This is a genomic window from Hydrotalea lipotrueae (assembly GCF_019249625.1).
In the GTDB taxonomy this organism is placed as follows: domain Bacteria; phylum Bacteroidota; class Bacteroidia; order Chitinophagales; family Chitinophagaceae; genus Hydrotalea; species Hydrotalea flava.
Map to the genome: position 1 here is coordinate 98,849 of NZ_JAESDL010000004.1, position 26,972 is coordinate 125,820.

Below are 26,972 nucleotides of genomic sequence, written 5' to 3' on the forward strand. Positions count from 1 at the left end.
TGATATGAATTTTAAGCTACAGCAATTATTACGATATACCACCCTAATCCTGCTACTTCTATATTTAGCCGCCTGTTCTATTGTAAAAAATTACCCGATCAATAAACCTTTTGTTTATGAAAACAGAATAGAACTATACGGAAAGGTATCCAAAGATGAGAAAAAACGCTTAAAAAATGAATTAAGCAATTATTGGGATGATAGTTTACAGGCCCGTTACATCAGCGAAATTAAGCTTTCCTTCAAACAACCCATTATTAGCAAAGTATTGAAAAATCCACCTGTATTTGATTCCACCAACATTTCGCGTACCATTCGGTATATGAATGCCTATCTCAACTCGCAGGGGTTTTATTATGCACAATTTGCTGATTCAGTACCCAGGTTCGATACAGTAAAAAACCAGATACGTGCTACCATTATCATGAAAATTAATCTGGGTAAAAATATTACCATCGATTCTGTGCGCTATCATTTGCTGGATACAGCCATTCACCCTGTTGATTCCAGTTTACAAAAAATGGCATTGGCTGCCAGCGGAAAAACCTTATTAAAAAAAGGTACGCCTTATACCAAACAGGTAATTAGTAACGAATTAGACAGGCTGGCGCTTTTATTCAGAGATAGCGGGTATTATAAAATTTTAAAAGACGATTTTTATGCTGAAATTGATACCACCAATACTCAATTACTGCAATTGGCCTTCGATCCATTAACACAAGCCAAACTCATTGAAGAAGCCAATAAAGCCCGTTACGAAAATCCGAAATGGAATGTTGAAATTAAACAGCACCAGTTTAAGGACAGCAGTAAACTTACCCAATATTACATTCATCATATTTACTATTACCCTGAACTAAAAATTACTGACCAGCCAGATAGTGTTTTATTGCAAAAGAATTTAAAGCAATTCAATTACAAACACTTAACCATGGTGTATCAGGATGGTAAATTTATTTACAAACCCTTAATTGAACATACTTACTTAAAATACAATCAACCCTATAGTGAATCAAAATATTACAAATCCATCAACGATTTGGGCCATTTACCCGCCTGGCAACAGGTTGATGGTAAGGTAGTACCTTATGGAACAGATTCATTAGACCTGTATTTTTTTTTAACCCCTGCCCTGAAACAAAGCTATAGTGTAAATTTAGAAGGCAGCCGCAATACCGGCGATATTACCATTGGCAACCTGTTTGGTATTGCCACTAATTTTACTTACACCAACAGAAATTTATGGAAGCGGGCCATACAGTCTCTCACCAGTTTGCGCCTGGGTACAGAATTGAATATTGGCCAGGCACAAAACCCGGGGGTAACGGGTACGCCTTTGTTACAAACCTTTCAGGTCAGTTTAAGTCATACCTATAACTTTCCAAAACTCATTATCCCAAGGGTTATTGATTCAAAATTTTTCAGATCGGCCGATAATAAACGAACCTTACTTTCCGTTGCAGGCTCTTATACCGACCGGAGAGATTATTACCAGTTACGCTCTCTTACCACCAGTTGGGGGTATGAGTTCTCAAAAAATGCACGTAAATCCAATGCCGTCACCAGCGTTTCATTCAAGCCATTGAATGTGGAGTTATATAAAATTGATACCTTACCCGGATTAGATACCCTTTTCAAAAACAATCCATTTCTTCGAAATTCATTTCGCGATGGCAATGTAGCAGGCTCAGCCATATCAGCCATCCGAACATTCAACAGTCCGAGAGACCCTTCCAAAAGCCATTTTATCCGTTTGGGTATTGAAGAATCGGGTACATTAACATCGTTACTGAATATTTACACCGACCGAATATTCAAATACATTAAAACAGAAGGGGAATACCGTTATTTAAAAAAATACCACAAAACAGAACTGGCTACCCGCTTTTTTATCGGCGCCGCCTTTCCGAAGGCAGGCCAGAATATTCCGGTGTATAAACAATATTTCTTAGGAGGCCCCAACAGTATGCGGGCATGGAGTTTAAGAGAATTGGGCTTGGGTTCTTCCATATTAGTAGATACTATTTCAAATACCAACTACAAAGAACGCTTTGGCGACATGGCGCTGGAAGCCAATATAGAATACCGCTTTCCATTGTTTACATTTAGTGCATTCAAACTATCCAGCGCATTGTTTACCGATATGGGCAATGTATGGAGCCTTACCCCCAACCCTTCCGATCCCAATTCAGTTTTTGCCTTACAAAGATTAGGGAAAGATTTGGCTATAGGCGTGGGTTCAGGCCTGCGTTTCGACTTCTCCTACTTCTTATTGCGCCTCGATTTTGGTTATAAATTAAAGGACCCGGCCCGGCAATACAATGGTGGCTGGGCAGAGCTCAATAAACTAACCTGGACCGAAAACAGAGGCAATGCAGTCGTCAATAATTACGCCATACAATTCGGTATTGGGCTACCCTTCTAATAGCTGAATAAAGTTGATAATACCGGCTGCTAACCTTCGTGGCACCGCCTGTTGCGTCGCAATCACTTCATCGTTCCAAACATTGGGCAACAGGCAGTACGTTTTGAAAAGAAAATTTTTTTAAAAACCAACAATGGCTACCCGTTCGTATCTGTTTTAAAAATTTGTACAGATTGTTCAAATGCTTCAATTGTACTCGCATCTTTCAATTCAAAATTACCAATTGCAGTTCTGCACAAACTGCTTAAATAGCCACCAACGCCAAGTGCTGCTCCAAAATCGTTTGCAAGACTTCTAATATATGTTCCGGTTGAACAATGTACTTTAAAATGCACAACAGGCATTGCTACATTTGTTATTTCAAAAGAATGTATGGTTACCGGCCTTGCCGCTACTTCTACTTCAATTCCTTTGCGTGCAAAGAGGTACAAGGGTTTGCCATCTTTTTTTATAGCAGAATGTTGGGGTGGCATTTGCAGAATTGCACCGGTAAATAGTTTTGTAGCTTGTTCCAACATGGGTTCCGTAATATGATCAGTTGATGCAACAGGTTGCGGAGTGGTTTCCAAATCGTAAGAAGCAGTGGTGGCTCCCAGCGTAATAGAACCGGTGTACACTTTATCCATTCCCATAAAATCGTTAATCTTCCTGGTAAAAGCACCGGTACAAACAATCAATAAGCCGGTAGCCAGCGGATCTAAAGTACCGGCATGGCCAACTTTTGATATACCTGTGGTAATTCTGACTTTCTTCACCACATCAAATGAAGTCCAGTGCAACGGCTTATTCAACAACAACATTTTCCCATCTAAAAAAGGTTGCAAAGCAGGTATAACAGACTTTTGTTTCAATGATAAGAATTAAAAAAATGATACACACATGCTATTTGGTTCCCACACCATTAGCAGCATTTTTTGGGTACTTTCTTCAATCAAACTGCAGCAACCCTCTCAGCAAATAATGTGAATTGGTTTGCAGAGCATTGTTGATTAATAAGCCCGGGCAAACAATACACGTTGCACAGAGGGTTTTCCGGTTAGTATACATGCACCCGTTTCCTGTTGGTTATCGAGCGGAATACAACGAATGGTAGCTTTAGATAATTCTTTAATTTTATCTTCTGTTTCTGAAGTGCCATCCCAATGTGCTGCAACAAAACCACCTTTATTGTCTAATACTTCCATAAATTCATCCCAACTATTCACAGATGTTATATGTTCATTACGGTAAGCCAGTGCTTTCTGATAAATATTTGTTTGAATTGCATCCAATAATTGCTCAACAAAAACATCAATACCCTCCAATGAAACTGTTTCTTTGGTTTTGGCATCTCTTCGGGCCACTTCCACCACGTTATTTTCAATATCACGAATGCCCAAAGCCAACCGAACCGGCACACCCTGCATTTCATACTGTGCAAATTTCCAGCCCGGCCTTGTATTTTCATTATCATCAAATTTTACACTAATCCCTTTTTTCTTTAACTGTTGAACAATAGCCAAAGCTTTTTCGGCAATCATGGCTTTTTGTTCATCACCTTTATAAATGGGCACAATTACCACTTGCAGCGGTGCAATTCTAGGCGGCAATACTAATCCACCATCATCACTGTGTGCCATTACCAAAGCGCCAATTAAGCGGGTACTAACCCCCCAACTGGTAGCCCATACATAAGTTAACTTATTTTCTTTATCACTAAATTTTACATCAAATGCTTTGGCAAAGTTTTGCCCCAGAAAATGCGAAGTACCTGCTTGCAATGCCTTTCCATCCTGCATTAATGCTTCAATACAATACGTATCTACTGCACCGGCAAAACGTTCATTGGCGGTTTTTACTCCTTTAATAACAGGAACAGCCATCCAGTTTTCGGCAAAATCGGCATACACATCCAGCATCTTACGGGTTTCTTCCAATGCCTCTTCCTGTGTGGCATGTGCAGTATGCCCTTCCTGCCATAAAAATTCAGCAGTTCTTAAAAACAGGCGGGTACGCATTTCCCACCGAACCACATTAGCCCATTGGTTAATTAATAAAGGTAAATCGCGGTATGATTGTATCCAGTTTTTATAGGTATTCCAAATAATGGCTTCACTGGTAGGTCTTACTACCAATTCTTCTTCTAATTTAGCATCCGGATCAACCATTAATTTACCCGGCCTGTCAGGATCCGTTTTTAAGCGGTAATGGGTTACCACGGCACATTCTTTTGCAAATCCTTCCGCATTTTTTTCTTCCGCTTCAAATAAACTTTTGGGTACAAAAAGTGGGAAATAGGCGTTCACATGGCCGGTTTCTTTAAACATTGCATCGAGGGCATTGCGCATGTTCTCCCAAAGTGCATACCCATAGGGTTTTATAACCATACAGCCTCTAACTGCACTATAATCAGCCAAATTAGATTTAATGACCAAATCGTTGTACCATTGGGCGTAATCTTCAGCACGTGAGGTTAGTTCTTTCGCCATAACTTTTTGTGTCTTTTTTTGTTATTTACTTGAAGCCCGTAATTGACATATCGTTAACATAAAAATTAAGATAATATTAATGCAGGCAACATTTTTGATGTAATTTTAATTTGAAAAAAGAATGCAGCAAATGTATGTAACTTAGTATTACGAATTTTGTAAAACGCATGAATATGAAAACAACTTTTTTATTAACAATAGTTTTTGCAGCCCTGCTAAGCAGTTGCTCTACCGCTTATAAATCAACCCAAACACCAGATGATTTATATTATTCACCTGCTAATGGCAATGCATTTGTTAACCAAACCCGTCAGGAAGATCGTTATCAGGAGTTTCAAAATTATAATGACGACCGTTATTTAAGCATGAAAGTGCACAACTATTATTTGTGGGCACCTTTAGATGATTACAGTTATTGGTATGACAGCCGCTATAATTTTCCAATATACAATAACTGGGCTTATCTGGGATATAATGGCTGGAACCCTTATTGGAATATGTGGAGCCCTTATTACACCTCCGGTTATGGCATGATGCCATTTTATGGCTATGGTTATGGTTACGGATTGGGATATGGTTGGAACAGTTGGTACAATCCTGCTGCTACTTTAATTGGCTATAAAAGCCCATCCATCATCAGCAGATCTACATCAGGTAGTTATTTATCTGCCTACCTGAATAGAAATTACAATAATACCAATTATGTTCGCCAACTGAAAGAAGGCAGCAATATGTATGCGCCTGGTAACAGTTTTGGCAGTTTGGTGCGCCGGGTATTTTCTACTTCTCCCACAGGCAACAATAATATGCCCAATAACAATAGCTGGTACCGCCCCGCCCGAACTTTTAATACCAACGGTAATACCTTTACGCCCAGCAGTAATGCCGGTGGCAGAAGTGGCGGATTTAATAGTGCAGGCAGTAGTGCCTCCGGTAGCCGCGGACCCAGAAATTAATTTTAAAAAAGATTGAAACCTATTCAACTATTTGTAAGATTCAGCACTAAAGCCAATCTATGAAGAAATTAATACCCATTCTATGCATTTTAGTGAGCCAGAGTTTATGGGCTCAAACTCCTGAAGATGCTTTGCGTACTGCATGGTTTACCCAAAATGGTTCTGCCCGAAATATGGCTGTAGGTGGTGTTATGGCTTCATTAGGTGGCGATATTTCCGCAGCCAACGTAAATCCGGCCGGGTTGGGATTGTATAAAACAAGAGAGTTGGTATTATCACCCGGTTTTTTAATGAATAACAACAAACTCAATTACAGAGGCACCGATTCAACTGCTAAAAAAAATGCATTTATGTATGGTGCCAGTGGTATCGTAATTGGTACACCCAGCAGGTATAGCGACAGTAAATTTACCAGTTCTGCTTTTTCACTTTCGGTAAATCAGTTAGCCAATTACAACAATCATATTCAATACAGTGGATTTAACAATATGAGTTCTTTTACCGAACAGTATTTAGAAGAACTGACCCGCGACAGGGCGGATACCAATGCCGCCTTAAGCAATTATATTTTTGGTTCATCTCTGGCATTCAGAACCTACCTGATTGATACCTTAAGCGGCCCCAACGGATCAGTAGCAGGCTATCAAAGTCTGGTACCTATTTCAACAGGTGTTATCCAATCGTACGATGCAGTAACTAGAGGTGGCTACAATGAAATTGCTTTAGGTCTGGCCGGCAATATGGCCGACAGGTTATATATTGGGGGTAGTTTAACGGTACCCATTGTATCGTATCAACGTGATTTAACTTATTCTGAAACCGATGCTACCAATAACCCCAACAATAACTTTGCTTATTTTACTTATCATGAAACGTTTAAATCGCAGGGGGTTGGCGTTGGTTTAAAACTGGGAATGTTATACAAACCAAAAGAGTTCTGGCGTATAGGTTTTGCATTGCACACCCCACAACTCATTTCATTTAACGATCAAATACGTTCTTCCATTACTGCCAACACCGAATCATATGCAGGTTTGAGAACCGAAACCAGCGACAAATTAAATAGCGGCAATCCGGGAACACGTCAATATAGTATCGTTACCCCATGGCGCGCCATTGCCAGCGCCAGTTATGTATTTAGAGAAGTAGCCAACACCCATAAACAGAGAGCTTTTGTTAGTGCCGATTTAGAATATGTAAACTACCGCGGTGCCCGGTTCAGAGCTGCCAGCAATGCAGACCAATCGAGTATTGATTATTACAGCCAGCTTAACAGTACCGTAAAAAATTATTACAAAGGCAATATTAATGCCCGTATTGGTGGTGAATTAAAATTTGATCCCTGGATGTTTCGATTAGGTGCAGCTTATTATGGTAGTCCTTATGCTGCATCAGCAGTAAAGGCGAATAGAATTGTAACCAGTGGTGGTGTAGGATACAGAAACCATGGCATATTCATTGACCTGACTTATGTTTACACTTTTATGAAAGATGCCAACTTTCCTTACTATTTAAATGACAAACCCAATACCTATGCCATACAAACCGGCAATTTGGGCAATATTGTAGCAACTATTGGTTTTAAATTTTAATTGGTTTAGCCACACAAATTCATACGCAATTATTAATAAGAGGAAGTCTCAAAAGAAAAATGAAGCGTTTGAGAATGGCTTAAATGAAAATTTTTTCCACCCCATTTACCGAATAAAAAGAGGCTGCCTCTGACTTTTGAGACAGCCTCTTTTTATTGAACACAATAGTTGAAAATTGAAAAAGTATGAACAGGAAAAATTGATGTACACAATGCATCTGCTAAACAGTGGAAAAGTTACATAAAATGATTACCATTTGAAAAATTACACCATCAACAAATAATCTGTAAATTGCTGTTATAAAATATTTATAAAAAAAATTGCACTATGTACTTTGCTTTCAAACTAAATACAAAAAAAATAAATATATTGTCAATTATTGTAATTATTTTTACGGTTACAGCATGTTTCCCTTTTCAGCTATATGCCCAAAAAGAAAACAATCTGGTTGGAGCAGGCAAAAAGATCGACCCTTTTCATTACACCATTCATAAGTCTGCCGGCTTTCTGCATGCATCCGTAGCAAGTGCACATCCGTTAGCCAGTATGATTGGTGCTGCCATAATGCAGGAAGGTGGCAATGCTTTTGATGCCGCCATTGCAACACAATTGGCACTGGCAGTAGTGTTTCCTGAAGCCGGAAATATAGGTGGCGGAGGTTTTATGGTGGCCAGAAAAAGTAATGGTGAAAATATAGCTTTAGATTTTAGAGAAACGGCACCCGAACATGCATCAAGAGATATGTACTTAGATAAGAATGGCAATCCCGATATGCATTTATCGCAAGATGGTCATTTGGCCAGTGGCGTTCCGGGTACCATAGCCGGTATTTTTGCTATGTACAAACATGCCAGATTACCATTTCAACAACTCATTGCACCCGCCATTGAATTAGCTGAACACGGATTTGTAATCACCACAAAAGAAGCACATCTCTTAAATGCCAAAAGAGCTGAATTTATACGTTATAATACTAAGCCCAATGCATTTGTAAAAGCAACACCCTGGAAGGAAGGGGATACACTGATACAAAAAGACCTGGCTAAAACATTGATGTGTATCAGCAAAAAAGGAGCAAAAGGATTTTATGAAGGTGAAACAGCCCAATTAATTGCAGCCGAAATGCAACGTGGTAAAGGCATTATAACATTGAATGATTTAAAAAATTACCGGCCTGCAGAACGCACTGCCCTCACTTTTAACTTTCAGGATTTTACCATTATCGGAATGCCCCCGCCCAGTAGCGGGGGTATTATTGTTGAACAACTCATGAAAATGATTGCCAATAAACCTTTAGCATCATATGGTTTTGAATCGGTTAAAATGGTACAATTAATGGTAGAAGCAGAACGGAGAGCATTTGCAGACCGAGCCGCCTATATGGGCGATCCGGATTATTGGAAAGTTCCATTAAAAACCCTTACAAGCGATGCATATATTGCTCAACGCATGGTAAATTACGACAGTACAAAACCTACACCCAGCAAACTGATTAAAGAGGGACAAATACCCGAGCACGAAGAAACCACACACATTAGCATTATGGATGCAGAAGGTAATATGGTAAGTATTACGACTACGTTGAATGGATGGTATGGTAGCAGAACGGTTGTAGGTGGTGCCGGATTTTTTTTGAACAATGAAATGGACGATTTTAGTGTAAAGCCCGGCGTACCCAATATGTTTGGCGCAGTAGGCGGTGAAGCCAATGCCATACAACCCGGTAAACGCATGCTCAGTTCTATGTCGCCAACAATTGTATTAAAAAATAATACACCATTTATGGTTTGCGGTACACCCGGTGGTACCACTATTCCTACCTCTGTATTTCAAACATTGGTAGATGTACTTATTTTCAATATGAGCGCAGAACAAGCCATTGCTGCTCCAAAATTTCATCATCAATGGTTACCCGATGTAATTTTTGTAGAACCCGATTTTCCTAAAAGCACCATTTCAGATTTAGAAGCAATGGGTTATACCATTCAACAACGGGGTAGCATTGGCCGAACAGAAATTATTAAAATATTACAGAATGGAGAAAGGCAAACAGCTGCAGATACCCGTGGCGATGATGCAGTGGCCGGGTATTAAACAACCGATATATTTTCAATATTTCGTTAATATATTACACATACAGCATTTTTTCATCGGCTAACATTTTATATGATACCAACATTTGGCGTTGCTTTCGATTTAGATGGAACACTCATCAATAACAACGATTACCACCTACAATCCTGGCAAATATTTTATCAGCAAAGAAATATTCCCCCGCTAACAAAAGCAGAATATTTAGCACATTTTAACGGCAAAACAAATGTAGATGTTTTAAAATACATTTTTGGCAATCAGATTTCTGAAGCAGATATAAAAAATTACACGAACGAAAAAGAGGCCATTTATCGGGAAATCTATGCACCATATATTCAACCGGTTGCCGGGTTAATGGAGCTATTAGAAACGTTAGTAGAACATGCAATACCTATGGTAATTGCCACATCGGGCATAAAAGACAATATAAATTTTATGTTACAACACCTGCCCATTCGGCAATATTTTAAAGAAATTATTTATTCAGTTCATATTACACATGGTAAACCACATCCTGAAATTTATGAAAAAGCAGCCCTTGAGCTGGGATTACCACCTCAGCAATGCATTGCTTTTGAAGATGCAGTAACAGGTATTACTTCAGCCAAAACAGCAGGTTTAAAAGTAATTGCATTAACAACCACACATACAGCCGGTGAATTAGCAGCTGCCGACAAAATTATTACAGATTTCACCAGCATCACCTATCATCAACTGCAGCAGCTCATTCAGGAATAAAAATCTTAACAACTTCAATGCACTTTCATCGCAATCATTTACATAGAAGCCTTAGTTTTGGTACTGTATTTGGAATATTACATTGATTGATTAATTTCTGTTTATAAAACTACTCACCTGAAAAGAACACTCACCATATTAAGGCGTTTTGTATTTATTGTAATAGCGCTTGTTTTATTGGTATTTATTGCCATACAAACAACTATCGTTCAAAACTGGTTAATTGGCATTGCCACCAAAAAATTATCTAAATCCTTAGGTACAGAAGTAAGCATTAAAAAAATAAACGTTACCTTATTCAATAAACTCAATTTAGATGGAACTTTAATACGTGACCGGCAAAAAGATACTTTATTATATGCAGCTGCTTTAAAGCTTAGAATAACCGACTGGTTTTTCTTAAAAGATTCAGCCGATTTAAAATATATTGGACTGGATGATGCCGTTGTAAAATTACAAAGGAAGGACAGTGTATGGAATTTCCAGTACATTGTTGACCATTTCGCCAGCCCAAAATCAACCAACACAAAAAATGGAATAACCCTGAATCTGAAAAAACTTGAATTCAATAACATTCACTTTATTAAAAATGATGAATGGCACGGAGAACGTATGACGGCAAAATTGAATTCTCTTTTATTAGATGCAGACAATATCAATTTAAACAAAGGAATTTTTTCTATCAATCAATTAAATCTGGATCATCCTTATTTTGAAATAGCCAATATTCATGAATTACGCCCCGATTCAATCAGAATTAAAGACCACCAAACCAATACACCCGATACAGGATTGCAGTTCAATACCGGTAATCTTTTAGTGCATCTCAAAAAACTCAACATTAAAAACGGAACACTTTCTGTTCAAGGAAATGATAAAAAACCACTACCATATTTTGATGGAAGCCATATTTACATTCAACAATTAACCGGGCATTTTGATGAGGTAAGTTTGATAAAAGATACTTTACACTGCATTGCAGACATTGCTGCAAAAGAAAGAAGCGGTATTGAAATAAAAAGATTAAAAACAAAACTAACCATCAATCCGCACATTATAGAATTGGCAAAATTAGATCTGCTTACCAATAAAAGCAGATTAACCAACTATTATGCCATGAAATTCAAACATTTTAATGATGATTTTAGTGAATATATTCATTCTGTTACCATGGTGGCTAAGTTTACGGAGGCCTCGGTATACAGTGATGATATTGCCTATTTTGCACCGGAACTAAAAGACTGGAAAAAACAAATCAATATTAACGGACATTTTGAAGGTACAGTAGCCAATTTTTCGGTACAGGATTTATTTGCCCGCATTGGCAGCGGCAGTTATATCAGTGGCAGCCTTGCTATGAAGGGTTTACCCAATTTAAATAAAACCATCATCAACTTTAACAATGGCACCATTAAAACCAATTATAATGATGTTGTTCTTTTTGCGCCTTCGGTAAAAGATATGAAAGTACCCGATCTTACCACTTTAGGCGATGCATTGTTTAAGGGAAATTTTAATGGCACTATTTATAATTTTACTTCTAATGGTACCATCACTTCAGGATTGGGTGGTGTTGCGGTCAATGTTACCATGCAAATACCACAAAAAAAGGATATTACTTATTCTGGAAATATTATTACCAACCATTTCAATATCGGCAAATTTTTACGCATCAGCCAGTTAGGTTATGTTGATTTTACAGGTAAAATTTCAGGCAGTAATTTTGATATTGAGAAACTCAAAACACAAATTGAAGGAAAAATTGCATCGCTCGATTTTAATCATTACACTTATTCAAACATAACCACCAACGGTACCTTTCAAAAAAAATATTTTAATGGTGAAGTTAAGGTTGATGATCCAAACATGAATTTTAATAGTAATGTAGAAGTAGATTTAAGTAAGCCGGATCCCAGCTTTAACATTTTGGGCGATTTGGTGAATGCCAATTTAAAAGTTTTAAATTTTTATAAAGACAGCTTGCAACTAACCGGGTTATTAGATATTTATTTTACCGGTAAAACAATTGACCAGTTTTTAGGTAGTGCAAAATTTTTAAATGCTACCATCACATCTGCCGATACCCAATTAAGTTTCGATTCACTGAACCTTACTTCCGGTTACTCAGCCGATTCAGTAAAATTTTTAAAAGTTGGCAGCAACAATTTCAACGGAACAATAGCAGGAAAATTTACCATTCTTGATTTACCCAACAGCTTTCAGTCATTCCTGCATCGCTACTACCCTGCCTACTTTAATGAGCCTGCAAAAATTGCCGTTAATCAGGATTTTACATTAACCCTGAAAACCGATTATATTGAGCCCCTGTTGCAGATATACGACAAAAAAATATCCGGATTAAACGATATGGATATTTCCGGACGTGTAAACACTGTCAAAAGTATATTTCAACTTTCTGCATTGGTACCCTATGCAAAATATGACCAATATGCAGTTTCGGGCATTAACTTAAATTGTATTGGAAATTACGATAGTTTGTTACTATCAGGTAATATCAGCGATATTCAAATCAAAGACAGTCTTCAATTTCCCAACACACAATTATCCATCAAAGCTTCTAACGATCACTCTGTTGTACATCTTTCTACAAGTACCAATAATGTTTTGAAAAATGTGTTGCTGAATGCTGATGTGTATACCTTAAATGATGGTGCACGTATACACTTTAACCCATCTTCATTTATATTAAATGAAAAAAAGTGGAATTTAGATAAGCAGGGTGAAATTGTAATGCGTAAAAATTTTGTTTCGGCCAGTAATGTAAAATTCATACAGGGCTTTCAGGAAATTACCGTAGAAACCGACGAAGAAGAAGGCGGCAATACCAATAATCTTATTGTAAAATTAAAAAATATATTTTTAGGAGATATTACGGCATTATTTATCAAAAATCCCAAGCTGGAAGGCATCACCAATGGAGAAATTTATTTACGTGATTTTTACGGTCCATTTACTGCAGAAGCTAAACTATCATCTACTCAATTTAGATTGAATGATGACTCTGTAGGTATAGTGAATATACAATCTTTATACACCAGTAAATCAGGAAAATTAGATTTTACTGTTACAGCACCAAATAAAGAATACCATATTAATGCTACGGGTTATTATAAAACCAAAGACAGTACCAACAAACCATTGTATGTTGACATACAATTGGAACATACCAAAATCAATTACATTGAACAATTTATTGGTGATATTTTCAACAGGCTAAAAGGTTACGGAACCGGTCATTTAATTATTCAGGGCAACCCGTCTGAACCTGATTTAAATGGCAATATTACATTGAAAAAAGCTGCTCTGAATGTTTTGTATACACAAGTGTATTATACCATTGATTCTGCCAATATATCATTTGAAAATGATGGCATTAATTTCAATGAATTTTATATAAAAGATAGTTTAAATAATATTGGACTGATTAAAGGAAAATTATACGAAAGAGGATTTAAAGATTTGGCTTTTGATTTTGATTTGTTTACCAACAAATTAATTATGTTGAACACCAAAGCCATCGACAATAGCCAATTTTATGGTAATGCTACCGGAAAAGCCACATTAAGTTTCAAAGGCCCCGAACAAAATGCCAAATTAACCATCATTGGAGACATTAATGTGCCATCACACATATATATACCAAACTCGGTTAGTAAAGAAAGCGGCGAAGCTGATTTTATTGTATTTAAAACCTATGGAACAGAAATGACCAATGAAAGGCAGAACAGTAATTTTAATTTACTGGTTGATTTGGATGTTGCTGCCAATAATAAATTAAATGTTGATGTAATATTAGATCCCTTAAGTGGTGATGTGATTAAAGCCAAAGGAAATGGCCGATTAAAAATCAGGGTAGGTACTAAAGACCCTTTAACCATTCGGGGAAGATACAATATTGAAGAAGGAAGCTATGATTTCAACTTTCAATCTTTCATCAGAAAGCCGTTTATTTTAAAACCTGATGCCGGTAATTTTATTGAATGGAACGGAGATCCGTTTAATGCAGATGTGCATATTGATGCCCAATACACTGCTGAAAATATTAGTGTGAATGATTTAATTAGTAATCAATCCGGCCAATTCAGCGGAACAAGCCGTGCATACCGTGGTTCGGTGTATGTAATTGCTGAATTAAGAAACCGATTAAGCCATCCTGATATTACGTTTAAATTAGATTTTCCGCAAGGCAGCCCGTTAAAAACAGATCCCACTTTTAGTGAGTTCATCAACAAAATAGAAAATAATCAAAACGAAATGTTGAAACAGGTAACCTACCTGATTGTATTAGAACGTTTTGCACCTTACGGTGATATTGGCGGAGCAAATACCAATTTCACAAACATTGGTGTAAATACTATTTCACAAATTATAACACGTGAGTTGAATAAAGCAGTGTCAAATATTGTATATAAAATTACAAAAGATAAAAGCCTGAAAGTAGATTTGGGTACTTCTGTATACAGCAGCAGTGATATTTTATCCTCTACAACAGGCGCAGGTATTGGCACCAATACCAATGCATTAGACAGAAGTAGGATTAATTTTAAAGTTGGGAAAAGCTTTTTTAATGATAATGTAATAGTAAGCTTTGGCGGCGATTTTGACTTTGGTATTAGTGCAGCAGCCCAAAGTGGCAACTTTCAATGGCTTCCTGATTTTAATTTAGAAATTATATTAACCAAAGACAGACAATTACGGGCCATCATTTTCAGTAAAAACAGTTTAGACATCAATGCTGGTGCGTTAGGTAGAACCAGCAGGCAAGGCGCCGGTTTATCGTATAAAAAAGATTTTGAAAAGCTGTTCGGTAATAAAGAAAAAAATACAACTATCAAACCACCTGCCGATAGCACACTGATACAATAAAAGATGGTTTATAATTTTAAAGGTGTAGGTAATGCTTTACAATTTTTCATTCTATATACATAAAAATACCGCACTATTTTACCACCTCTTATTTGATTAATCACCTCCGGTTGCTCAATAGTGGTAAAATATTTATCAAATGCTTTATGAGGATCAAATGGTAAATTAGAGGGTACCACACAATAAGCATCATCCCCTATTTGCAAAGGTTTTCGGGCATTATTTAACCAGGCAAATTTGTGTATTTCATCTAATGGCCCTATCGCAATTACTCGATGTCCAGTAATTCGATGGGTATAATATTCCAAATGCCCGCCCGGAAACATTTTGCCTACAATAATGGGTGCATCGGGCTGCATTGTTCCTTTAGCAACATCGGCTTTCATTAATGTATCTAACTGATGACTAAAGGTTGTCCAGCCACTTACATCTAATGTTGGGCAATATTCACCAAAATTGGCTTTATCCTGACTGCCTAAATTAAACGGTGCCAACTGCACCAATAATATACCCAATAAAAGCGTACCACCCAGCAGCCAATAAGCAGTTTTTAAAAACCCAGGTACAGTTGTAACCGATATTTTTTCTAAATAAACGGCCCCAAAAAAATACAATGGAATATAGGCCGGCCCACTCCAATGCGGCAGCGTTGCATTGAACATGGAAATGCCCCAAAATAAAAAAATCATCGGTATACTCATGCAAATAATCCAGGTATTGATGATAGCATTAAAAATGGCAGAACGATTTTTAATTACATAAATAATGGCAACAATTAATAATATAAAAACAACCGGATTCTGATAAGCAAATTCGCCAATTACTTCTCTCAAAAAATCATCTACCTGAATGGTGGTATGTGTTACTCTTTCTGAGTGATACCGATAAGTAATAAAATCGTTTTGAATATTCCACCACACAATGGGCACTACAAACAACAAACTTACCAACACACTTACATACAATCGGTAATTCAACAACCATTTCGGTTTTTTAATGATAATGAATAATCCAAACCCTGTCCATAAATACAAACCATGCACTTTACTGTATAAGGCCAGTCCAATCATCAAACCCAATAACAACCAAATGCCCAACGATTTTTCTTTGTTTTGCATCAATAATACTGCCATCAGGTATAAAGCGGCCGTCCAAAATACCATTTGCGGACTATCAGGCATAATGAACATGCCTGCGATAATTGCCGTATAAATTGAGCAGTTATAAATTAATGCAGCATACCAACCAATGCGTTCATTTTTCAGTAATCGCCCTGTTTTAAAAATAAAAATAGTGGCCACTGCACCGGAAAAAATAGCCCCCAACCGCATACTTACATCATTTACCCAATGCAGGTTAAGTGTAGAAAGCCTGATTAAAAAGCCTACCATAGGAGGATGATCAAAATGATTCCAATCCGGCTGAATGGCATACATCCAGTAATAAGATTCATCAATACCTAATTCCACAAAAAGTGAAATGAAAATTTTAACCAAAATGGTAATGATGAGGAGTCGATATAATAGTTTTTTGTAAGAAACAGCCATCATGGTATTTGATTTTAGCCAAACAAAAATAACGGTTGTATATGGAATTAGTAGGAATGGCTTCAAAGCCATATAGATTACCAATTGAATAAACCAGCAGCACAGCTTCTCTCCATATACAACCCTTGCCTCAAAAAGCAGCCATGCAGCAGTACAATTTTCTTATTTTTGCAGCATAAACACATTACATCTATTTCGCACAAAAAGAATGGCATAAAATGTTGCAATTGTATTAAAATAACGGGTAGCTATTTATTTGTGCCCTAAGAAAATATAACTGAAACAATAACAATTGGCAGATAATGTTATTCAAAAAAAGTAGCTGGTAGCAGCTACATGGAACTAAAATAGATACATGCAATAGTTATGTGTAAGGTTACTTAGAACAAAAACCAACTATGCAACATGTTACATGTAATGAATGAAAATATAAAAAAGAACACATGAAAGTAGATACCATGCGTGAAATAGATAAGTATGCAGGCGTTCCGCTTACTTTTCTTTTATCCATCATTGCATTAATTGCCCGGATTTTTAGAACCATACCTCCTAAACCTGATTTAAGCAGAACCCTGTTTATAGAATTATCTGAAATGGGCAGCGCTATTATTGTTGACCCGGCCATGCGTAAGCTGCAGCAAGAAGCACATGCAGAACTTTACTTTGCCATTTTTAAATCGAATAGCAAAAGTTTAGAAATATTGAATACCGTTCCATCTGAAAATATTTTTAGGATGCGATCTGAGAATATAGCTGTTTTGTTTACAGATGTTATTCGCTTTATATTTTGGTGCAGGAAGAAAAAAATAACCACGGTGATTGATTTGGAATTATTCTCCCGCTTTACAGCTATCCTTACATTTTTTTCAGGTGCACTATCCAGAGTGGGCTTTGCCAGTCCGCATGATGAAGGTTTATATAGAGGCAATCTGATTAACTATCCGGTTCGTTATAATCCGCATGTACACATTGCCGTTAATTTCTATTCTTTAATTAATACTGCATTGGGTTATCATGATACATTTTATGCCACTACGCCGGTGCATTTTAATGAAATTCATTTAGAAAAAGCAATTGTGAACCCTCAGTCGGTTGCAAACGTTCAATCTAAAATTAAACAACTATACCCTGCCTATTCCGATCAAAACATATACTTACTAAATGTAAATGCATCTGATTTGCTGCCACAACGCAAATGGCTGCCCGAACGTTTTGCAGAAATTGGGCAGTTATTATTGGCGGCAGATAAAGAAGGTATTGTATTAGCCACCGGTGCTGCTGCTGAATTTGATTATGTAGCCAATGTGGTGAATAGGGTAAATGATGCACGCTTTATAAACGCAGCGGGCACTTTTAAATTTGAAGAACTTATTCCATTGTATTCCATTTCCAGGTTAATGCTCACCAATGATTCAGGACCGGCTCATTTTGCAGCGGTAACCAATTTAAAAGTTTTTGTCATTTTCGGACCTGAAACACCACATTTGTATTTACCGTTGGGCGGCAATGCAACGCCCATTTATTTAGGCCTGCCCTGCTCGCCTTGTGTAAGTGCTACCAATCACCGTAAAACATCCTGCATTACACGTCCATGTATTAGTGGTATACCTACACAAATGGTATGGGGTTATATAGATAACTATTTACAAAATAACGCAGTCATTCCTGTATAAAAAAAGCGCAATCCAACTAAATTATTGCTGTGCTGAAAAAAAATTTACAGCCAATTCATATCCCTTTAAACCAAGCCCAATAATGCTGCCTACAGATTTAGCACTGACGTGTGATATTTTTCGAAAATCTTCTCTGGCATGTACATTTGAAATATGCACTTCTATTACGGGTGTTGTGATGGCAGCAATTGCATCGCCAATGGCAACGGAAGTATGTGTATAACCTCCCGGGTTCAAAACAATTCCATCATAATTAAAACCAAACTGCTGTAAAGCATTAATCAGCTCACCTTCTACATTGCTTTGAAAATAACTGAAATGAATATCAGGAAATTTATTTTGTAGCGTAATAAAATAGTTTTCAAATGTCTGGTGCCCATATACATCGGGTTCTCGCTTACCGAGCAGATTTAAATTAGGACCATTGATGATTGCTATTTTCATGTAAAACAGTTGCTTAGATGGTGCGGTGCAGTTTGAATAGCCCGCATGACCATTGTAATATTACTAAATAATACCCATGATTGTATCAGCAATGGGTACTAATCTAAATACTATTTTTTGAATGGCAAGCGTATTAGTTTTGATGCTGTTTGATTAACTGAATAAAATCATCGAACAAATACCTGGAATCATGGGGGCCGGGCGTAGATTCAGGATGATATTGCACACTAAATGCCGGCTTGTTTTTTAAGCGAATACCTTCAATACTTTCATCATTCAAATTAACATGCGTTACTTCCACATCGGCATGTGCTTTTACGGCAACAGGATCAATCCCGAAACCATGATTTTGTGTAGTAATTTCACATTGCCCCGTGATGATATTTTTTACCGGATGGTTTAAGCCTCTATGGCCATGGTGCATTTTAAAAGTAGCAATACCGTTGGCCAATGCCAATAACTGATGTCCTAAACATATTCCAAATACAGGTTTATTATCTGCTAAAATTTGTTGTACCGTTTTAACGGCATAAGGCATGGCAGCAGGATCGCCGGGTCCATTGGAAAGAAAGTAACCATCGGGATTCATGGCTTTTAGGGTTTCAATGGGTGTTTTGGCAGGGAATACTTTTAAATAAGCACCCCGTTGCACTAAACTAACCAAAATATGTTTTTTAACACCGTAATCCATTACGGCAATTTTATATGCGGCATCCCGTTGGCCCATTTCATAAACGGCATCAGTACTCACTGTACTGGCTAATTCCAAACCATCCATATCAGGACAGGCTGATAATATTTTTTTTAATGTATCTATATCAAATATTTCTGACGAAATAATGCAATTCATGGCGCCTTTGGTTCTAACATGTGCTACCAAAGCACGGGTATCTACCCCTTCAATGGCAACAATATTATTTTCCAACAAATAGGCTTGTAAAGAAGATTCTGCCATATAGCGGCTGTATTGTTCTTCCAGATTACGGCCAATTAAGCCTTTAATTTTTACACTATTACTTTCCGTATCGGTATTTTTTACACCATAATTACCAATATGTACATTATTCATAATTAACACCTGTCCGGCATAGCTGGGGTCGGTAAAAACTTCCTGATAGCCCGTCATTCCGGTATTAAAACATATTTCACCGGTAGTGGTACCTTTTTTTCCAAATGCAAAACCTTGTAAAAAGGTTCCATCGGCTAATAATAAAACGGCGGGGTGTTGTTCCTGATTCATAGTGTACGGAAATTGTTGTGCAAATAAAATGTTTTTAAAGCAGGTGTACATAAAAAGTTTTCCTCAATGCAAAAGGCCGCTGTACACATAAAAAAAGCAAGACCATTCAGTCTTGCTTGATTGATATTTTTAAAAGCTTTCACTTATTCTGCTGCTTTTGTTTCGGTTGAAGCAATATCAGTTGCCGATTCTGCCTGAACAGTTTCAGCAGCATTTGTTGCTATTTCTGTAGTTTCAGCAGATTTTTTAGGGCGACCACGTCTTGTTTTCTTTGCAGGTTCAGCTGCGGCATTGGCTGTTTTACCGTAAATTTCATTGAAATCTACCAATTCAATCATGGCAATCTCACCATTATCACCGGGTCGGATGCCCAATTTGATGATACGGGTATAACCACCGGGTCTAGAAGCAATTTTAGGAGCCACTACAGTAAACAATTCTTTTACCGCTGCCTTATTTTGCAGATAGCTGAAAACTACTCTGTGCTGATGGCTGATTTGCTCTTTGGTTTCACCCTTTTTAGTTTTGGTTAATAGGGGTTCAACATAAGTGCGCAAGGCTTTAGCTTTTGCTAAAGTAGTTACAATACGCTTGTGCATAATTAAAGCACTGGCTAAGTTGGATAAAAGTGCTTCTCTGTGTGCCTTTTTACGGCCAAGATTTTTGATTTTGTCTCCGTGACGCATGACTTTTAGTTTTAAAGCTTATACCGTGTCAGGAATTATAAGCTGTGAATAATAAGGTGTTTATATGCCACCTGATTGTTTTAATTATTAATTGTCTAAATTATCGAGCCCTAACTTTTGTAAATCCATACCAAAGTGTAAACCTCTTTCGTGCAATACCTGTTCAATTTCAGATAATGATTTCTGACCAAAGTTTCTAAACTTCATCAGGTCTTCCTGCTCGTATTGAACCAGTTCGCTCAACGAATTAATTTTTGCAGCTTTCAGGCAGTTGAAAGCACGCACAGAAAGATCTAAATCTTCCAGCGGTGTTTTCAATACTTTACGCAATTGCAAAATTTGCTCGTCAACTACATCTTCTTTTTTATCTTCTTTATTATCGAATGTGATGTTTTCATCCGTAATAATCATCAGGTGTTGAATCAGAATGCGTGAAGCTTGTTTTACGGCTTCTTCCGGATGAATGGTACCATCGGTGGCCACTTCTAAAATCAGTTTTTCGAAATCGGTTCTTTGTTCTACACGATAATTTTCAATAGAATATTTTACATTCTTGATGGGTGTATGAATAGAATCAATTGCGATGTAGCCAAATGGTGCATCCTTGGGTTTATTTTCTTCAGCGGGAACATAACCACGGCCTTTGGCAATGGTTAATTCAATATCTAATTTTGCGGTAGTATCCATGGTACAAATGACCAGTTCGGGATTCATTACCTGAAAACTGGAAGTAGCAGCACCAATCATACCTGCATTAAATTCGGTTACGCCTTTTACAGAAAGTGTAATTTTTTCGTTAGCAACTTCCTGATCAGTAGTACGTTTAATTCTAACTTGTTTTAAGTTCAGAATAATTTCAGTAACATCTTCAGTAATACCTTTAATGGTAGCAAATTCATGGTCTACACCATCAATTTTAATACCTACAATAGCAAAACCTTCTAAGCTACTTAATAATACACGACGTAAAGCGTTGCCAACAGTTAAACCATAACCTGGTTCAAGTGGGCGAAATTCAAATAAGCCTTCGAAATCGGTTGCTTTTTGTAAAACAATTTTATCGGGCTTTTGAAAGTTTAATATGGCCATATTAAAACTTGGTTTTTATTTTTCATCAACCCCAACATGAGGCTGAATAATTTGGTTTGCTTTAATTAACTGAAAAAGGGAACAAATTATTTAGAATACAATTCTACAATCAGTTGTTCTTTGATGTTTTCAGGTACTGCTTCCCTTTCAGGGTAGGTTATAAATGTACCTTTCTTTTCAGTTTCATTCCAATCTAACCAGTTGATTTTTGCATTTTTACCACGTACCTTACTGGTAATGGAAGAATTGTGCAGGCTCTTTGCTTTATAAGCAATAATATCGCCAGGTTTGCATGAATAAGAAGGAATGTTCATGGTTTCACCATTCACGGTAATGTGTTTGTGTGTAACCAATTGACGTGCTTCAGGACGGGATGCTGCTAATCCTAAACGAAATACAGTATTGTCTAAACGAGCTTCCAGCAATTTAATTAAGTTTTCACCTTTTACACCTTTCATACGAGAGGCTTCATCAAAGGTTTTACGGAACTGGCGTTCTAATAAACCGTAGGTATATTTTGCTTTCTGTTTTTCTTTCAACTGTAAAGCATATTCACCTAAAGTTTTACGCTTTTTTGAAGCGCCATGCTGCCCCGGAGGGTTGCTGTTTTTGTCTAAATATTTGGCATTCCCTAAAATAGGTTCTCCAAATTTTCTGCAGATTTTGGTCTTTGGACCTGTGTACCTTGCCATAGAGTAATTTAAAATTATGATTTTTTAGTGTCGAACAGCTATCATTAAAAATCTAAAATCAATACCTGTTCCTTTATAATGATTCAAAAATAAACGAAGAATTAAACCCTGCGTTTTTTGGGAGGGCGGCAACCATTATGCGGTAAAGGAGTAATATCTTTGATAGATGTTACTTCAATCCCATTTTGCGCAATGGAGCGAATAGCTCCTTCTCTGCCTGCACCGGGGCCTTTCACAAACACATCCACTCTTCTCAATCCGGCATCTGAAGCTACTTTTGCAGCATCGGCGGCAGCCATTTGAGCAGCGTAAGGTGTATTTTTTTTAGAACCACGGAAACCCATTTTACCGGCAGATGACCAGCTGATTACCTGACCTTGTTTGTTGGTAAATGAAATGATGATGTTGTTGAAGGTAGCGCTGATATGTACATCACCGGCAGCATCTACTTTTACAATTCTTTTTTTAGCAGCAGCTTTTGCGCTGTTTTGTGCTTTTGAAGTTTTTGCCATAATTGTTTTGAGGTAATCGGTTTAAAAAATTGATTTCGAACATCGAAACCCGGATACAACTCTCCTCCTGCCCGGCAGGGATCCAATGTTGTTCCAAATATAAAAAAATGAAATACCTCTTGTAGAAGGGATATTTCATCAATTTATTTCTTCACTGCTTTCTTCTTACCGGCAACAGTTTTACGCTTTCCTTTACGAGTGCGGCTGTTGGTTTTGGTACGTTGTCCGCGAACGGGCAGCCCTTTACGATGACGCAAGCCTCTGTAGCAGGCAATATCCAACAAACGTTTAATACTCATTTGAACTTCACTACGCAACTGGCCTTCTACCTTAAATTCGTTGGTAATGGTATTTCTGATGGCAGTCAGCTCATCATCATTCCATTCATTTACTTTTTTATTGTAGTCAATACCACATTTATCAAGTATATAACGTGCAGTAGAGGGGCCTATTCCATAAATATAGGTTAAGCCAATTTCGCCTCTTTTGTTCTTAGGTAAGTCAATACCGGCAATACGAGCCATATCTGAATTTTAGTTTTTATTCGTTTTCAAATTATCCCTGACGTTGTTTGTAACGAGGATTCTTTTTGTTAATTACGTACAACTTCCCTTTGCGTTTTACAATTTTGCAATCGGCGCTGCGTTTTTTAATTGAAGCTCTTACTTTCATATAAAGGTGTTTTGCTATTCGCTTTTTTAAATCTAACGCTCTTATTTATATCTATTTATATCTGAATATAATTCTTCCCCTGCTTAAATCGTATGGGCTCATTTCCACTCCTACTTTATCGCCCGGTAAAATCCGAATATAGTGCATCCGCATTTTTCCTGAAATAGTTGCCAAAATTTCGTGGCCATTTTCCAGTCTTACTCTAAACATTGCATTACTCAATGCTTCGAGAATGATTCCATCTTGTTTAATCAGCGGTTGTTTCGACATACAATTTTTGGGGCTGCAAAGATATACTTATACAACCGAAATATGAAAATTTTGATAAAAAAATTATTGATTTTCTATGTTTTTTGCAGGAATTACCCTTTCAAAAGGGCAAAACTAAGGGTTTTACAGAAATTTTCCGGTATAACTTTGGGCTACATGCTTCAATTCTTTTGGATGGCCGGCATATACCAGATACCCTCCTGCATCGCCTGCCTCCGGCCCCAAATCAATTACCCAGTCGGCCGAATGAATGATATCAGTATTATGTTCAATTACTATCAACGAATGCCCCTGCTGAATTAATGCCTGAAAAGATTGCAACAATTTTTTGATATCATGAAAATGTAAGCCCGTTGTGGGTTCATCAAATATAAATAAAATATGACCATACCCCTTTCCCTTCCCTAAAAAGCTGGCCAATTTTACACGTTGCGCTTCTCCGCCCGACAATGTACTGGATGACTGGCCTAATTTAATATAGCCTAACCCTACCTGTTGTAAAGGCAACAATGACTGGTAAATATTTTTTTCTTCTTTAAAAAATTCAACAGCTTCATCTACACTCATTTCTAGTACATCATAAACTGATTTTTCTTTATAATGCACTTCCAGCACTTCTTCCTTAAACTTTTTACCACCACAAACCTCACAAGGCAAATGAATATCGGCCAAAAATTGCATTTCTACCAATTGTTCGCCTTCTCCTTTGCAAGCATCACATCGCCCACCATCTACATTAAAAGAAAAATGTTTGGGCTGAAAACCACGTATTTTAGACAAAGGCTGCCGAGAAAACAAATCCCGAATTCCATCATAAGCTTTGATATAAGTGATGGGATTACTGCGGGATGACTTTCCGATTGGGTTTTGATCAATCATTTCAATATGATCGATGGCTGCAACATCACCGGTAATGGCTTTGTGTACACCTGTTTTTTCTGCAGGCTGCCCTTTTAGTTTTTGCAGTGCCGGATACAGAATTTGTTTTACTAAAGTGGTTTTTCCACTACCACTTACACCACTCACTACACAAAGCACCTCCAAAGGAAAATCGATGGTAATGTTTTTTAAATTGTTTTGTCTGGCACCTTCTACCCGTATAAATTTTTTGGGAATTCGTAATTTTTCAGGTGGATCTATCCGCAGTTCGCCTTTTAAATATTTTCCTGTTAAACTGTTTTTATTTTCAATAATCGCATGGTAATTACCCGCTGCAATAACTTCCCCCCCCAAATGAGCTGCAAATGGCCCCATATCAATAATATAATCTGCTTCCCGCATCATTAAAGCATCGTGCTCTACCACAACCACCGTATTGCCCAAATCACGCAGGTTTTTCAATACCTTTATTAATTTTTCGGTATCGCGGGAATGTAGGCCGATAGAGGGTTCATCTAAAATATACAATGAATTGGTTAAGTTACTACCCAGGCTTCTGGCCAATTGTATCCGCTGACTTTCACCACCACTCAGGGTATTGGCCAATCGGTTTAAACTTAAATAACCTAATCCAACATCCATCATGGTTTGCAGGCGTTGTACAATTTCCTGCAATACCCTTTTGGCTACCTGCTGCTGAAATGGACTGAGTTGTATTTCCTGAAACCATTGCTGCAAATCTTTTATTTGCATGGCACATAACTCGCCAATATGTTTGTCATTTACTTTCACATACAAGGCTTCTTTTCTTAACCGATAACCATAGCAATCGGGACAAGTAGTTCGGCCTCTGTAACGGCTTAACAACACCCTGTATTGAATTTTATATAAATTATCTTCCACTTCTTTAAAAAATGAATGAATACCCAGTGCTTTTCCGGTTCCATTCCAAAGCTGTTCATATTGTTCTGTTGTTAAATCGGCAATAGGTTTATGAATAGGGAAACCTTTGGCATTTTGAATAAACTGATCTTTCCACCAACTGAGTTTCTCACCTTTCCAGGCAGCTACAGCCCCTTCGTAAATACTGAGACTTTTATCGGGGATTACCAAATCTTCATCAATACCTAATACCTGACTAAAACCTTCGCAGGTGGGGCATGCTCCATAAGGATTATTGAAAGAAAACAGGTTGGGCACCGGTTCTTCAAACACAATACCATCTAATTCAAATTTATTACTGAAATGCAATAGTGTTACCTCATTTACTTCTACAAACATTTCTCCTTCCCCTTCATAAAATGCGGTAAGTATGGAATCCGATAAACGATGAATATCTTCTTCTTCAAATGATTTTACAATCATTCTATCTACCAGCACAAAAGCTGCTGCACTGTTTTTAAAAAGTGAATGCGCTAAGCCTGCATCTTCTTCCAGCAGATCTTCAATATTATACAATGCCGGCCCTTTTTGAGCATTAGATGTACCCGAAAAATAAATACGCGAAAAACCCTTTTGCAATAAAATATTCAGCTCTTCTATAACGGAGCGGGATACATGCTGTTTGAATTGAAATAACAAATAACATTTACTTCCGGTTTTTAATTGTTGAATGGCAGTTAATACATCTGCCACATCATCTTTTTTAACCGCTCTACCGCTAATGGGAGAAATGGTTAGCCCCACTCTTGCATACAGCAACCGCAAATAATCATAAATTTCTGTCATACTGCCCACAGTACTTCTGGGCGTACGGGTAATTACTTTTTGCTCAATGGCAATTGCAGGGCAAAGGCCTTTTATATAATCCACATCAGGTTTAACCATACGCGACATAAACTGCCGGGCATAAGCACTTAAACTTTCTGCATAACGACGCTGGCCTTCTGCAAATAAAGTATCAATTGTTAAAGACGATTTTCCACTCCCGCTTACACCTGTAACTACAATGAATTGGTTACGCGGAAATGCAACCGTTACATTTTTAAGATTATGCACCCGTGCACCTTTTACCAAAATAGCATCATTACTTTCAGTTATCTTGGGCAATAAGTTTATTTTCTTTTTTTCTTTGGAGACCATATCTACAACAAATAAACACATTTCCT

At 37.4% G+C, this 26,972-nt stretch carries 20 protein-coding genes; 7 read left to right on the forward strand and 13 right to left on the reverse strand.

What is annotated here, in order from left to right:
- The first annotated feature begins 4 nt into the window (after window positions 1–4).
- The gene (locus tag JK139_RS04325) at window positions 5–2,425 is read left to right on the forward strand and encodes a BamA/TamA family outer membrane protein (protein WP_218330655.1); all 2,421 of its coding nucleotides are present in this window, start codon (window positions 5–7) and stop codon (window positions 2,423–2,425) included.
- 137 nt (window positions 2,426–2,562) lie between these two features.
- Here JK139_RS04325 and truB read toward each other — a convergent pair whose 3' ends face one another.
- Together truB and proS are read right to left on the reverse strand one after the other, a co-directional pair.
- Entirely contained in the window at window positions 2,563–3,276 is a 714-nt protein-coding gene (gene truB / locus JK139_RS04330) for a tRNA pseudouridine(55) synthase TruB (protein WP_228733114.1), read from the reverse strand.
- Between the two features lie 138 nt (window positions 3,277–3,414).
- Window positions 3,415–4,893, reverse strand: a complete 1,479-nt coding sequence (gene proS, locus JK139_RS04335; protein ID WP_074420736.1) for a proline--tRNA ligase — start codon at window positions 4,891–4,893, stop codon at window positions 3,415–3,417.
- Window positions 4,894–5,066: 173 nt separating this feature from the next.
- On the opposite strand from proS, the gene JK139_RS04340 reads away from it, so the two are divergent.
- From JK139_RS04340 to JK139_RS04360, 5 genes are all read left to right on the forward strand, one after another.
- On the forward strand, window positions 5,067–5,849 hold the full coding sequence (locus JK139_RS04340; protein WP_218330656.1) for a hypothetical protein: 783 nt from the start codon (window positions 5,067–5,069) through the stop codon (window positions 5,847–5,849).
- 59 nt (window positions 5,850–5,908) lie between these two features.
- On the forward strand, window positions 5,909–7,441 hold the full coding sequence (locus JK139_RS04345) for an OmpP1/FadL family transporter (protein WP_218330657.1): 1,533 nt from the start codon (window positions 5,909–5,911) through the stop codon (window positions 7,439–7,441).
- A gap of 369 nt (window positions 7,442–7,810) precedes the next feature.
- On the forward strand, window positions 7,811–9,535 hold the full coding sequence (ggt, locus tag JK139_RS04350) for a gamma-glutamyltransferase (protein WP_228733115.1): 1,725 nt from the start codon (window positions 7,811–7,813) through the stop codon (window positions 9,533–9,535).
- A gap of 72 nt (window positions 9,536–9,607) precedes the next feature.
- Complete coding sequence (locus tag JK139_RS04355) at window positions 9,608–10,273, forward strand: HAD family hydrolase (protein ID WP_218330659.1); 666 nt, start codon at window positions 9,608–9,610, stop codon at window positions 10,271–10,273.
- A 177-nt stretch (window positions 10,274–10,450) separates the two neighbouring features.
- Window positions 10,451–15,160 carry a translocation/assembly module TamB domain-containing protein gene (locus JK139_RS04360; protein WP_074418019.1) on the forward strand — a complete coding sequence of 1,570 codons (4,710 nt, stop codon included), beginning with the start codon at window positions 10,451–10,453 and terminating at the stop codon, window positions 15,158–15,160.
- Between the two features lie 8 nt (window positions 15,161–15,168).
- On the opposite strand, the gene JK139_RS04365 is transcribed toward JK139_RS04360, so the two are convergent.
- Window positions 15,169–16,710 (reverse strand): ArnT family glycosyltransferase, encoded by a 1,542-nt coding sequence (locus JK139_RS04365; RefSeq protein WP_218330660.1) that lies wholly within the window; start codon window positions 16,708–16,710, stop codon window positions 15,169–15,171.
- 440 nt (window positions 16,711–17,150) lie between these two features.
- Between JK139_RS04365 and JK139_RS04370 the strand changes: the two genes are divergently transcribed.
- Window positions 17,151–18,380 (forward strand): glycosyltransferase family 9 protein, encoded by a 1,230-nt coding sequence (locus JK139_RS04370; protein ID WP_218330661.1) that lies wholly within the window; start codon window positions 17,151–17,153, stop codon window positions 18,378–18,380.
- Between the two features lie 21 nt (window positions 18,381–18,401).
- Here JK139_RS04370 and aroQ read toward each other — a convergent pair whose 3' ends face one another.
- From aroQ to uvrA, 10 genes are all read right to left on the reverse strand, one after another.
- Complete coding sequence (aroQ, locus tag JK139_RS04375; protein WP_074418016.1) at window positions 18,402–18,824, reverse strand: type II 3-dehydroquinate dehydratase; 423 nt, start codon at window positions 18,822–18,824, stop codon at window positions 18,402–18,404.
- A gap of 133 nt (window positions 18,825–18,957) precedes the next feature.
- Window positions 18,958–20,064, reverse strand: a complete 1,107-nt coding sequence (carA, locus tag JK139_RS04380; protein ID WP_074420741.1) for a glutamine-hydrolyzing carbamoyl-phosphate synthase small subunit — start codon at window positions 20,062–20,064, stop codon at window positions 18,958–18,960.
- Between the two features lie 143 nt (window positions 20,065–20,207).
- Window positions 20,208–20,750: a 50S ribosomal protein L17 gene (gene rplQ / locus JK139_RS04385; RefSeq protein ID WP_074418015.1), complete on the reverse strand. Its 543-nt coding sequence runs from the start codon at window positions 20,748–20,750 to the stop codon at window positions 20,208–20,210.
- An 87-nt stretch (window positions 20,751–20,837) separates the two neighbouring features.
- Window positions 20,838–21,839 (reverse strand): DNA-directed RNA polymerase subunit alpha, encoded by a 1,002-nt coding sequence (locus JK139_RS04390; RefSeq protein WP_074418014.1) that lies wholly within the window; start codon window positions 21,837–21,839, stop codon window positions 20,838–20,840.
- 86 nt (window positions 21,840–21,925) lie between these two features.
- Complete coding sequence (gene rpsD, locus JK139_RS04395; protein ID WP_068245567.1) at window positions 21,926–22,531, reverse strand: 30S ribosomal protein S4; 606 nt, start codon at window positions 22,529–22,531, stop codon at window positions 21,926–21,928.
- A 101-nt stretch (window positions 22,532–22,632) separates the two neighbouring features.
- Window positions 22,633–23,043: a 30S ribosomal protein S11 gene (gene rpsK, locus JK139_RS04400; RefSeq protein WP_074418013.1), complete on the reverse strand. Its 411-nt coding sequence runs from the start codon at window positions 23,041–23,043 to the stop codon at window positions 22,633–22,635.
- A 143-nt stretch (window positions 23,044–23,186) separates the two neighbouring features.
- Complete coding sequence (gene rpsM, locus JK139_RS04405; RefSeq protein ID WP_068245576.1) at window positions 23,187–23,567, reverse strand: 30S ribosomal protein S13; 381 nt, start codon at window positions 23,565–23,567, stop codon at window positions 23,187–23,189.
- Window positions 23,568–23,598: 31 nt separating this feature from the next.
- Window positions 23,599–23,715: a type B 50S ribosomal protein L36 gene (gene ykgO, locus JK139_RS04410; protein ID WP_026774906.1), complete on the reverse strand. Its 117-nt coding sequence runs from the start codon at window positions 23,713–23,715 to the stop codon at window positions 23,599–23,601.
- 51 nt (window positions 23,716–23,766) lie between these two features.
- Window positions 23,767–23,985 (reverse strand): translation initiation factor IF-1, encoded by a 219-nt coding sequence (gene infA / locus JK139_RS04415; RefSeq protein ID WP_068245579.1) that lies wholly within the window; start codon window positions 23,983–23,985, stop codon window positions 23,767–23,769.
- A gap of 123 nt (window positions 23,986–24,108) precedes the next feature.
- A complete protein-coding gene (gene uvrA / locus JK139_RS04420; RefSeq protein ID WP_228733116.1) occupies window positions 24,109–26,967 on the reverse strand; it encodes an excinuclease ABC subunit UvrA in 2,859 nt (952 codons plus the stop codon).
- Window positions 26,968–26,972: the final 5 nt, after the last annotated feature.